Origin of the sequence: Pontibacter liquoris, from assembly GCF_022758235.1 — a bacterium.
GTDB lineage: Bacteria > Bacteroidota > Bacteroidia > Cytophagales > Hymenobacteraceae > Pontibacter > Pontibacter liquoris.
Genome location: NZ_JALEBG010000001.1, coordinates 992,982 through 1,004,645, shown reverse-complemented (window position 1 = coordinate 1,004,645; position 11,664 = coordinate 992,982). Strand labels below are relative to the sequence as shown.

8 protein-coding genes are annotated in these 11,664 nt (G+C 52.3%); 5 read left to right on the top strand and 3 right to left on the bottom strand.

The features are described 5' to 3' along the window. Nucleotides 1-277 precede the first annotated feature (277 nt). Both LWL52_RS04080 and LWL52_RS04075 read left to right on the top strand, forming a co-directional pair. On the top strand, nucleotides 278-1,636 hold the full coding sequence (locus LWL52_RS04080) for a sigma-54-dependent transcriptional regulator (RefSeq protein ID WP_242917181.1): 1,359 nt from the start codon (nucleotides 278-280) through the stop codon (nucleotides 1,634-1,636). Next, nucleotides 1,626-2,978: a sensor histidine kinase gene (locus LWL52_RS04075; protein WP_242917179.1), complete on the top strand. Its 1,353-nt coding sequence runs from the start codon at nucleotides 1,626-1,628 to the stop codon at nucleotides 2,976-2,978. Before LWL52_RS04080 ends, LWL52_RS04075 begins: the two co-directional genes overlap by 11 nt. Before the next feature lie 98 nt (nucleotides 2,979-3,076). Here LWL52_RS04075 and LWL52_RS04070 read toward each other — a convergent pair whose 3' ends face one another. After that, a complete protein-coding gene (locus tag LWL52_RS04070) occupies nucleotides 3,077-3,835 on the bottom strand; it encodes a hypothetical protein (protein ID WP_242917177.1) in 759 nt (252 codons plus the stop codon). 433 nt (nucleotides 3,836-4,268) lie between these two features. Between LWL52_RS04070 and LWL52_RS04065 the strand changes: the two genes are divergently transcribed. Genes LWL52_RS04065 through LWL52_RS04055 form a run of 3 tightly spaced genes read left to right on the top strand, consistent with a single transcriptional unit; the run spans nucleotide 4,269 to nucleotide 9,474 of the window. Then, a complete protein-coding gene (locus LWL52_RS04065; protein WP_242917175.1) occupies nucleotides 4,269-5,507 on the top strand; it encodes a TolC family protein in 1,239 nt (412 codons plus the stop codon). After that, on the top strand, nucleotides 5,504-6,442 hold the full coding sequence (locus LWL52_RS04060; protein ID WP_242917173.1) for an efflux RND transporter periplasmic adaptor subunit: 939 nt from the start codon (nucleotides 5,504-5,506) through the stop codon (nucleotides 6,440-6,442). Before LWL52_RS04065 ends, LWL52_RS04060 begins: the two co-directional genes overlap by 4 nt. Beyond that, nucleotides 6,439-9,474 (top strand): efflux RND transporter permease subunit, encoded by a 3,036-nt coding sequence (locus LWL52_RS04055; protein ID WP_242917171.1) that lies wholly within the window; start codon nucleotides 6,439-6,441, stop codon nucleotides 9,472-9,474. The genes LWL52_RS04060 and LWL52_RS04055 overlap by 4 nt, the downstream gene beginning before the upstream one ends. A gap of 77 nt (nucleotides 9,475-9,551) precedes the next feature. Here the strand turns inward: LWL52_RS04055 and LWL52_RS04050 are convergent, their stop codons facing one another. Both LWL52_RS04050 and LWL52_RS04045 read right to left on the bottom strand, forming a co-directional pair. Next, entirely contained in the window at nucleotides 9,552-10,628 is a 1,077-nt protein-coding gene (locus tag LWL52_RS04050) for a calcium:cation antiporter (protein WP_242917169.1), read from the bottom strand. A 372-nt stretch (nucleotides 10,629-11,000) separates the two neighbouring features. Further along, on the bottom strand, nucleotides 11,001-11,663 hold the full coding sequence (locus LWL52_RS04045; RefSeq protein WP_242917167.1) for a trimeric intracellular cation channel family protein: 663 nt from the start codon (nucleotides 11,661-11,663) through the stop codon (nucleotides 11,001-11,003). Between the last annotated feature and the right edge of the window lies 1 nt (nucleotide 11,664).

Here is an 11,664-nt window from a genome sequence, read left to right as displayed (position 1 = left end):
ATTTACTAAGTCCGGAGATATAATTGTTGGCAGTGTTGGCAGACGAAGCACCATCCGCATCTGCCAGAGCCGTAAACAGAACAAATGCCAGATAAATATACTATTGTCTTTCAGTGACTTACAAAGTATAACATAATATTGATGCGTGCGAAATCGCACACCAGCCGTGCGAATTTGCACGTAGTTGTGTTTACCGGGCTGGCCTGGGGCTTCATATTCAGGCTGTTGCAATAGTGGCATAATTATAGTTTCTTTCATTGCTATACCTGATCTGCTTATGTTATTAAAAAAGGCCTCTATTCTGGTTGTGGATGATGATACCGACGTACTCACGGCGGTGCGCCTGTTGCTGCGGCCGCAGGTAAAGGAAATTATCACAGAGAAGAATCCGGAGCAGATCCCCGCGCTGCTGGCCCAGCATACGTTTGATGCCATCCTGCTCGATATGAACTTTGCCAGCTCGATCAACACCGGCAATGAAGGGCTTTTCTGGCTCCGGAAAATCAAGTCTCTCAAATCAGAAGCGGCGGTGATTATGATCACGGCCTATGGCGATATCGACCTGGCGATCCGGTCGTTGAAAGAGGGCGCTTTTGATTTTGTAGTAAAGCCCTGGCACAACGACAAGCTGCTGGGCACGCTGCAGGATGCCCTCGACCGGAAAGAAAATGGCGCTAAAACAACCTCACTCACGGGCAGAACGGCCGCGACCGGTACCGAACTGCTGGGCGAATCGGAGGTAATGCAGGATATATTTTTCAAGATCAGAAAAGTAGCGCCTACCGATGCCAATATCCTGATTCTGGGCGAGAACGGCACCGGCAAAGAGCTCATCGCTAAAGCCATTCACCAGCAATCGCTGCGGGCCGACAAGCCTTTTGTGAAAGTGGATGTTGGCGCCCTGACTGAGTCGCTGTTTGAAACGGAGCTGTTCGGGCATAAAAAAGGCGCCTTTACCGATGCCCGCGAAGACCGCGCCGGCCGGTTTGAGGCCGCCCATAAAGGCACGATATTCCTGGATGAGATCGGTAACATTTCGCTGCACCAGCAGTCCAAGCTGCTCAGCGTGCTGCAGAACCGGCAGGTGATCCGGGTGGGTGCCAACGAGCCCACCGACATTGATGTACGCCTGCTGTGTGCCACCAATGTGTCGCTGACGGAGATGGCCAATGAGGCGCGCTTCCGCAAAGATCTTATTTACCGCATCAATACGGTGGAGATAACCGTGCCCCCGCTGCGCGAACGCGGTGCGGACATCATTCTGCTGGCCAACCATTTCATAACGGTTTATGCCAACAAGTATCTGAAGCCCGCCCCGGAACTAACCAAAGAAGCGCGCGAAAAACTCCTGCGCTATCCTTATCCGGGCAATGTGCGCGAGCTGCAGTATGCCATCGAGCGGGCCGTGATTATGGCGGATACGGACGTGCTGGAAGGCAGCGACATCCTTTTCTCCCCGATCGAAACAGCGCCGGCCCTGAAGGCTGCCGCGCAGGCTACCAACCTGGAAGAACTGGAGAAAGCCACCATCCTGAAAGTGCTCGAGACACACGGCGGCAACCTGACAAAAGCCTCGAAAGAGCTGGGTATTACCCGCACGGCACTGTATAGACGTTTGAGCAAGTATGGGCTTTAAGAACTTTGAAGGCCGGCTGATCCTCCGCATTGCCCTGCTTTGCCTCACTTTAAGTATACCCGCCATCGTAATCGTCAATGGCCTGTCGGAGGTGCTTGTCTTTCTGCTGCCGCTGGCTGTTTACCAGGTTGTGGAGCTCATTCGCTTTCTGCGGAAGGCACAGCTGGAGCTCAACCAGTTTGTAGAATCGGTCCATTACCGCGACTTTACCCGTTACTTTGATGAGAAGCACGCGCCCTCTGACCTGCTTCAGTTGCGGAAAGGCTTCAATGAGATCAACACCACCTTTAAAACCATCAGCAAAGAAAGAGAAGCCCAGCACCAGCAACTGCAGCTGATCCTGGAGCTGGTAGACACGGGCATCATGTCGTATGACAGCGAGAGCGGGGAAGTGCTGTTGATGAACGAAACACTTAAAAAGCTCTTGCAGGTGCCCCACATGAAAACGATCCATACGTTGGAGAAGCGCGACAAAGAACTATACGAGGAAGTGCTGCAGCTGCAGCCGGGCCAGAATAAAGTCGCTACGATTCACACATTTCTGCTGGAGAAGAATGCAGTAAAGGTCTTGTTGTCGGCCACGGCATTTCAGAGTGAAGGGCACAAGTATAAACTGGTTGCTTTTCAGAACGTAAACGAGGCGCTGGATGAAACAGAAGCACAGGCCTGGCAGAAGCTCCTGAACGTGATGACGCATGAGATCATGAACTCCGTAGCGCCCATCTCGTCGCTTGCCGACACCCTGAAGAACCGCCTGCACGAAACCGTGATCAGGGGAGCTGCTGCTGATGACGTGGAAGATCTGGAAATAGGCGTCAGCACCATCAAGCGCCGGAGCGAAGGCCTGCTGAAATTTGCCACCACGTATCGGAACCTGAGCAGGATCACCAAACTGAACGAAGACACGGTTTCTCTGAAAGAGACCTTTACAAACCTGCAGCAACTCATGCAGCCTACGCTCGGGCAGAAGCATATCCGGCTGGAGATTGTGCTGAAAGATCCTTCGCTCACGCTGCAGGCAGACGCCAACCTGCTGGACCAGGTGCTCATTAACCTGCTCGTGAATGCGATGGAAGCAGTAAAAGAGCGCCCCGATCCTACAATCATCTTGTCGGCGTACAGCACGGCAGGCGGCAAAATAGTGATCAAAATTGAAGATAACGGTGCGGGCATGTCCGAAGCCATTCAGGAAAAGATCTTTATCCCGTTTTTCAGCACCAAAAAGCAGGGAAGCGGCATTGGTCTGAGCCTGTGCAAGCAGATTGTGCTGCTGCACCGCGGCACTATTCAGGTGCAGTCAGCAGAAGGGGTAGGCACAGCCTTTATACTTAGGTTTAATTAGGCGGCAACCTGCCTGGCAGGAAAAGCAGGTATACTTTGAGCAAGCTGTGGACTTGTCGCATTTCTGCCTGAAGCGATTTTATATTTGGCAAGCCGGGGTTAGCGGCTTTGCATGACTTTATCATAGATCCGTTTTACCTGCAGATCGCCAAACCCGTAAACGCCTTCGCTTTTAAAGAACGCCTCGAAAACCTGCGGAAAACTCGTTTTGCCGCCGGCAAGCAGCCTTTCGATCACTTTCTCTGGCCGCCCTTTCTCCTCCCCACTAGGGAACCGCTCCCGATGTGCCTGGCAGACTTCCTGCAGATAAGGAAAACCTGTTGACGGCTGCCTGGACAAGCGTGTCAGTTCGGCCAGGTCGCCATGCTTGTAAGCCTGCCATAGATCGTTTGCCAATTGCAGGTCCTTTTCGCCAAGCTGGAGCCGTTGGGTATAACAGAAAAGAAGCTCTTTGGGGCCGGCTTTTCCAAAGTCCTGCCAGACGTCGTTGCCGGTCAGATAAGCAGGATATACGACGAAGATTTCTTTGCTAAAAGGCAGTTCCTGCAAAAGGGCAAGCACGAACCACATATTGGCCCTGCAAAACAAATCGTAACCAAACCAAAGGTTGAATTCAGACGGGCCAGCTGCCTGGTGCAGTTTTTCAAACTCACCGACTACTTTATCAAAATAGCTATCGGGAGTCACGCCATACGTTGCGGCAAGGTAGTTTGCCCGGGTTCGGTAAAAGGCAGGAAGCGTATCGCCTGCCAGATTCCCTTCCACCAGGCATTCCCGCATTACGATCACGTTACCGGCCAGCTCTGTAGCCAGGAACCGATCCACCAGCGCATCTCCATTTAAAATATGATAAGTCATGGTGGTTATACTTGGTCCTGGCTGCTGTTGTTAAATCAATCCCATGCGCAGCCAACCTCCTGCGGCTGATGGGCTCTGTTAGTGAGGTTTTCTTTATCTTCTGTAGCACAGAAAGCAATAGATGGCACAGAAACAATACGGGTATCCGGACCTGACTACCAACTAAGGGTTTTGTTTGACGGGCGGCAAACTAGATCTCAAAGCAGTATACTTCCACCAACAGCTACGCCCGATTTTCAACCAATTTAGGCTCCTTGGCAGATGCAGTTATACCATGTGGCCCTGCGTATTAAGTGGCTGCCCCTCTGCCCAATGAACGCAAACGCACCCGCTTCGTTAATAAAGCAGCTATTCAAAAACAAATTTCAGCTACTTATACTATACATAGGGGCCTGCACTCAGGGCCGTCGTTTTCAGCACCAAAAAACGCACTATGCCGAACCGGTATGTCTTCTTTTTCTTCGCGCTGCTACTCTGCTGCAACCTGGCTTTTGGGCAAATCCATACCTTAAACTTTTATGTAAACGCAGGTTTAGAGAACAGCCCGCTTCTGCAGGATTACCGCTACCAGCAACAGGCTAACCTCATCGACAGCCTGAAAGTATACGCCAGCTTTAAGCCCCAGGTAAGCGCTAACGCCAACGCCATGGAAACCCCAACGGGCCGGAACTTCGGCTATGACGAGGCCATTACGGATGGCGGCAATTATACGGGCATAGTGAGCGTGACGCAAAATCTGTTGAATAAGCGGGCGCGCGCTGCAGAGCTGCAAAACATCCGGCTCTTAAATCAATCGCTGGCGGCGCAACAAAAAATAGAGGTACAAGATTTAAAAAGAATCATCACGGCACAATACATTACCACGTATGCCGGTTTCCGGCAAATGCAGTTCAGCCGCCAGGTGCTCGACATCCTCCAAAAAGAGGAACCTGCTCTTCGCAAACTGGTGCAGAACGGCGTATACCTGCAAACCGATTACCTCAACCTGCTCATCAACATCAAGGCCCAGGCCATTGCCTTACGGCAGTCCCGTACCCAATACCGATTCGATCTGAACGGGTTGCGCATCCTTTGCGGCCTCACGGATACCGGGCAGGTAACGCTGGAGGAGCCGGAAATTCCGGTGCAGAATTTATTACAAGCCAGCCGCACGCCTACCCTGCAAAAGTTTACGATCGACAGCCTGCAACTGGCGCTCAGCAGAACACAGGTAGACCTGAATTACCGCTATAAGTTTTCTGCTTTTGCCGACGCGGGTGTGATGGCGACCACCCCGCAAAGTATACCGCGCCACCTGGGCTCCAGCGTTGGCCTTAGTTTTTCGGTGCCTCTTTATGATGGCGGGCAACGGCAGCTAGCGTATCAGAAACTAAGTATAGCCGAGCAAAGCCGAATAAAATACCGCGACTTTTACCTGCGCCAGTACCACATGCAGCAAAGGCAGCTACAGGAACAATTGGCCGCCACCGATACATTGCTGCAGGACATACGGGAGCAACTGGAAAGCCAGCAAAAGCTCCTGGCCATGTATAGGATAGAGCTTGCTGCCGGGCTGGTGCGCTTCACCGATTTTATCCTGGTGATCACCAGCTATGCCCAAACACAGAATAACCTGGTGCAGGCCGAGATCAGCCGCTACCAGGTACTGAACGAATTTAATCATCTAAAATGAGACACATCCTATATTTGCTCTGTTTGTCCGGGTGCCTGCTGGCCGGCTGTTCGGCTCCTTCCGGCGAACCGGGAAACAGTGCGGAAGAGGAGATGCGCCAGGTGAAAACGCCTGTTACCGTCACCACTGTTTCCAGGGTACCCATCCAGGAAACCCTCGACTTGAACGCTGTTTCAACTTACCAGAAAAAGAACACGGTCAAAGCGGGCACCGACGGGTATATCCAGCAGGTGTTCATAAAATTGGGCCAACAGGTAAAAGCCGGTGCGGCGCTCTTTACCATGAAAACAAAGGAAGCGCAGGTGCTGGGCGACCTGATGACGCAGGATTCCTCGCTGCCCTTTAAGGGTGTGATCACGGTCAAAGCGCCCGCTTCCGGGGTGGTGCTGGAGCTGAACCGCCAGGCCGGCGACTATGTAAATGACGGGGAGCAGCTGGCCGTTATTTCGGACCTGAAGAGTTTCGTTTTCCTGGTCAACGTGCCCTTTGAGCTGGATAAGTATACTACCACCGGTACAGCCGTCACAATCATCCTGGCTGATTCTACAAAAATACAGGGCACCATCGCCTCCCAATTAGCTACCATGAATGCCGCTGCCCAAACGCAACAATTCGTAATTAAACCCCAAAGCCAGACTATACTTCCGGAAAATCTGCAAGCCGTGGTACGCCTAACAACAGCGGCAAAAACAAGCACCCAGGTCGTGCCGAAGGCGGCAGTGCTCACCAATGAAACCATGGATGCCTACTGGGTAATGAAACTGCTCAACGATACCACCGCCGTAAAAGTACCGGTCAAGACAGGCCTTAGCACTGAGCAGACGGTGGAGATCCTTAGTCCGGCTTTTGCTCCCTCCGACCGCCTGCTTACCTCTGGAAACTATGGCCTGCCCGACACCGCTTTTGTGACCATCCATCCCAGACAAGCGGAATGAAGAACTTCTTTGTAAGGTATAAAAGCCCCGTGGCGGTGGTACTGGCGATAATTCTGCTGGGCGGCGCCTTTGCCTTCTCCCGTATACAGATCTCGCTCTTCCCGGAAGTAACATTCCCCAAAGTAAAAGTAATTGCCGACACGGGTTTGCAGCCGGTAGGCACTATGATGATCACAGTGACCAAGCCCTTGGAGAACGCCATCAAGCAGGTGCCCGGCCTGCAAATGCTGCGCAGCACCACCAGCCGGGGTAGCTGCGAAATCTCCGCGTTCATGGACTGGAACGCCAACATCGACCTAAGCAAACAACAGGTGGAGTCGGCCATTAACCAGGCAAAAGAGGCGCTTCCGGCAGGCATTACCATTACCGTGGAGAAGATGAACCCCAGCATTTTGCCGGTGCAGGGCTACGTGCTGGATGGCCCCGGCCGGAGCCCGATTGAACTCAACCAGCTGGCCCTCTATACGATAAAGCCCTACCTGGCCCAGGTAGCGGGAGTAGCCGATGTGCGGGTGTCGGGCGGCAAAACGAAGGAATACCGGATGGAACTGAACCCGAACGCCATGCAGGCGCTGCGCATCACGCCGGCTATGATTTCGGATGCGCTCAGCAGCGCCAACTTTATCCAGAGCAACGGCTACATCTCCGACTACAACAGGCTCTACTTATCGGTGACCGATGCCACCATCCAAAACATAGAGGAACTACAGGATTTTGTGGTCAGCAACGACAGCCTGCGGGTGGTACAGTTAAAGGACGTGGCCCAGGTGCGCGTAGCTGAGCAGGTGGAATATGTGCGGGTGAACGCCAATGGCAAAAGTGCCGTGCTGGTGGCGGTGCTCAAGCAACCCAACGCTAACCTGATGGATATTGCGGCATCGGTTACCGACAAAGTGGCCCAGCTGAATGCGTCTATACTTCCGAAGGGCGTCACGCTGAAACCCTACTATGTGCAGGGCGATTTTGTGGCAGATGCCATCCGCAGCGTCTCCGACAGTTTGCTTGTGGGTTTGCTTTTAGCGATCGTGGTGGCAGTAATTTTCCTGCGCTCGCTTAAGTCCAGCGCCGTGATCCTGCTCACCATTCCCATCACCCTGGCCCTCTCGCTGATCGTGCTTTTGGTGCTGGGCTATACCCTGAACATTATGACGCTGGGGGCCATTGCGGCAGCTATCGGCCTTGTGATAGACGACGCGATTGTGGTAGTAGAACAGATCCACCGCACGCACGAGGAGCACCCCGAAACGCCGACCAAAAAGCTGCTTTCCGGGTCTGTGCATTATTTACTGCCGGCCATGGTGGGTTCTTCGGTGAGCACCATCGTCATCTTTTTCCCGTTTGTGCTGCTGAGCGGCGTAGCCGGAGCATACTTTAAAATACTGGCCAATACGATGATCATCACCTTGGTCAGTTCCTTTTTTGTTACCTGGCTGGGCCTGCCGGTTATTTACCTGCTTTTCTCGCGGGGCAAACACCGGATAAAGGCCGCCACGCCAAACGCGCACAGCACATCACGCCGCTGGATCACCTATTTTATTCATCGCCCGGCGCTAAGTATCCTTTTTGCAGTTATGCTTGTTGTTGCCTCCTGTTTATCCTCCTCTAACCTGGAAACGGGTTTTCTGCCGGAGATGGACGAGGGCTCCATTGTGCTGGATTATACTTCGCCGCCCGGTACATCGCTTGCCGAAACAGACCGGATGCTGCGCGAAATAGAAAAGAAGATCACTCAAATACCCGAAGTAGAAAGTTACACCCGCCGCACCGGCACGCAAATGGGCTTTTTTATTACCGAGCCCAACGATGGCGATTACCTGATCCAGCTCAGAAAAGACCGTAGCCGCACGTCCGACGAGGTGATCGACGAGATCCGTGAGTTTGTGGAAACGACCCAGCCCGCCCTGACCGTGGACTTCGGCCAGGTGATCAGCGACATGCTCGGCGACCTGATGAGCTCTACGCAACCCATCGAAATAAAAATTTATGGAGATGACCAGCGAAAGCTGCAGCAACTGGCCCGGCAGGTTGCTGCCATCACCGAAAACGTGCCTGGCACCGCCGACGTATTTAACGGCATCACCATTGCGGGTCCGGCGGTGGAAGTGCTGCCCGACAGCCGCCGACTGGCGCAGTTTAACCTGTCTTCTTCCGATCTGCAAAATCAGCTACAGGTACAGCTACAAGGAAGTATAGTCGGTTCTATTTTTGAGAAAGAGCAGCAAACCGGCATCCGCATGGTATACCCGCAGGCAACCCAATCTTCCATCGAAGCGCTTAAAAGTACGTCTGTCTTTTTACCAACGGGCCAGCTCCGCCAGCTGCAGACGCTGGCTCAGGTAAACGTACAGCCGGGCCAGGCGGAGATCGAGCGGGAAAACCTGCAAACCATGATCCCGGTAACCGCCCGCCTCGACAACCGCGACCTGGGCAGCGTCATCAGAGATATTCAGCAGCAGATCAAGGTTAAAGTGCATTTACCGCAGGGCTACCACATCAGTTATGGGGGGGCGTACCAGGAACAACAACAGTCATTCCGGGAGCTGCTGCTTATACTTGTCACAGCGGCCTTGCTGGTGTTTGCCGTTATTCTGTTTTTGTTCCGGGATGTTCGCGTGGCGTTGTTGATCCTGCTGCTGGCGGTACTTGGCATTTCGGGTAGTCTGCTGGCCCTGCTCCTCACGCATACCGCGCTGAACGTGGGCAGCTACACGGGCATTATCATGATCATTGGCATCATTGCCGAAAATGCCATTTTTACCTTTCTGCAGTTTAAAGAAACATTGCACCAAGCGAGTCCGGAGGAGGCCGTGACCTATGCCATCTCCACGCGCTTGCGGCCCAAACTAATGACGGCCTTGGGCGCGATTATCGCCTTAACACCGATTGCGCTCGGCATTGGCACCGGGGCGCAACTGCACCAGCCCCTGGCCATCGCCGTGATCGGGGGTTTTGTGATCGCGCTGCCGCTGCTGCTGATCGTGTATCCTACTTTCCTGCTGTTGCTTTTTAAGCGAAGGGGAATGACAGCTTAAATATGGCCAAACAAAGCAGGTTTGCAACAGGTAACAGACGTTCCTTTTGCATACCTGCTGAGCCGCCCTTTTTGACCTCAGGGATAGATCATCAGGAATATAAAAGCAAACAGGTTTACAAGCAGTACCACCCCATAAACAACGTTTGTTTTTCCGCTACTCAACGATAACATCACTGTAAAGACGGATAGCCCTAACAGGATAATGGATTTGATGTCCAGTCCTAAAATGATCTTAAAATCATACATGACACAAACGATGGCGACACTCGGGATAGTGAGGCCTATACTTGCCAGGGCCGAACCAAGAGACAGGTTTATACTTGTCTGCAGCCTGTTGTTTCGGGCAGCATTGATGGCGGCAATTCCTTCGGGCAGTAAAATGATCGCCGCGATAATAACCCCAACCAACGTTTCCGGAAGATTGTAGCTTGAAATGATCCTTTCGATGGTAGGCGAAAGTGTTTTGGCCAGCAAAACAACAATCCCTAAACAGATGATCAGAAAGAGCAGGCTTGTAAAAAAATTCCTATTGCTGATGGCCAAGGGCTCCGTTTTCTCTTCATCTTCATCGTCGCCGATGGTCAGGAAATATTGCCGGTGCCTGCTGGTTTGCGCAAATAAAAAGCAACCGTAGATAACGAGGCAGGCAATAGAAGCAAAAATAAGCTGCGGGGTTGAATAGTAAGACCCCGCAACACTTTCGGTGAAGGTGGGAAACACCAATGTGAAAACCACAATCGAGATCAGCGACACCAGCGCGATGGTGACCGAGGGTTTGGAAAAACTTTGTTCGTAATGCTTCAGGCTTCCGATCAACAGGCAAAGCCCGACGATACCGTTAAGAATGAGCATGGTGGCCGCATATACGGTATCCCTGGCCAGGGAGGCAGCCGCCTGCCCCTCCGACATCATCAGGGAGATGATAATGGAGACCTCGATCACGGTAATGGATATAGCCAGGATGATGGTGCCATAAGGTTCTCCTACCCGCTCGGCAATTACCTCGGAATGATGCACGGCCGCCATGACACTAAAAATAAGCAGGATGCTGGCTACAATCTGAAAGATGCTACTGTCATAGATAAGGCCGGAAAAAAACAGGAGCCAGGCAAGTACAGGAATGATCGTCGTCCACTGAAGCAATGATCTCATACGGTGCATTTATGAATAAGTGTAACCAGGTTTTTCAAACAAATTCCTGCCCGAACCCGCGCTTTGAAAGGAACAGTCTCAGGCAGTACCGGCTTTATAATACGGTTGCTGCCGATGGCTGATGTTCTTCTATCGGGATGCTTAAACAGCCGTGGCAAGTATACTTGCAGCGCCCTTTCCTGCTGCTTTCCTCGAAACCGGCTGGCCGTGCAATCTTGGCTTAAGTCAGGCTCATCCCCTTGGTTCCAAGGGAGGAATATAGTATAAAAAAACGGCTTATTTGCCTTTATGGAAATGCGGTAGGACGAAAAGTTTTTGTCCTGAAAGACCAGTGGTAAGCAGTAGAGTAGAAAGTCCGCAACGTTCAGGAGGTTAGCCTTTATCAAGGCCATCTTTTTTATCGGGGCTTGCTTTCTTATCGACTGGCGTAGGGAGGTTCCAATGGTAATGGAGCGCTAAGATGCGTAAAGAAAAACAGACCAGTAAGGCAATGATCGCAGCCAGGTCGCCCGACACCCACTTAAGATAGTTGCCCAACACAACAATAATAGCACCTATAAGCGCCGCGGAGGCGTAGATTTCCTTTTCCATAATAACAGGCACCCGCGTAAGCAGGACATCCCGCAGCACGCCACCTCCTACGGCAGTCGTTACCCCCAACAAAATAGCCACCTCGCCATTATGGCCATAGTGCAGCGCTTTTTCCGCACCTGTCACAGCGAACAGGGATAAACCAATGGCATCGAACACCAGCACCGGGCGGTGAAGCAGCTCTACCAAAGAAAATAAGCCAACCGTTAACCCTGTGGCAATAAGGGCCACAACCAGGTATGGCCAGTTGGTTAAGCCGGCGGGCGGGGTAGCTCCGATACAAAGATCACGGATGATACCGCCGCCGCAGGCAACAATAAAGGCAATGGCACAAATGCCAAACAGATCAAGATTACGTTTTCGGGCTGCTGTGGCCCCACTTATGGCAAAAGCAAACGTACCTGCCATTTCCAGCACATAATACAGCGAGTGTAATTTTTCCATT

Coding starts and splice junctions, on each gene's coding strand:
- LWL52_RS04060 (WP_242917173.1), top strand. CDS start 5,504: ATGAGACACATCCTATATTTGCTCTGTTTGTCCGGGTGCCTGCTGGCC.
- LWL52_RS04050 (WP_242917169.1), bottom strand. CDS start 10,628: ATGAGATCATTGCTTCAGTGGACGACGATCATTCCTGTACTTGCCTGG.
- LWL52_RS04080 (WP_242917181.1), top strand. CDS start 278: ATGTTATTAAAAAAGGCCTCTATTCTGGTTGTGGATGATGATACCGAC.
- LWL52_RS04045 (WP_242917167.1), bottom strand. CDS start 11,663: ATGGAAAAATTACACTCGCTGTATTATGTGCTGGAAATGGCAGGTACG.
- LWL52_RS04070 (WP_242917177.1), bottom strand. CDS start 3,835: ATGACTTATCATATTTTAAATGGAGATGCGCTGGTGGATCGGTTCCTG.
- LWL52_RS04065 (WP_242917175.1), top strand. CDS start 4,269: ATGCCGAACCGGTATGTCTTCTTTTTCTTCGCGCTGCTACTCTGCTGC.
- LWL52_RS04055 (WP_242917171.1), top strand. CDS start 6,439: ATGAAGAACTTCTTTGTAAGGTATAAAAGCCCCGTGGCGGTGGTACTG.
- LWL52_RS04075 (WP_242917179.1), top strand. CDS start 1,626: ATGGGCTTTAAGAACTTTGAAGGCCGGCTGATCCTCCGCATTGCCCTG.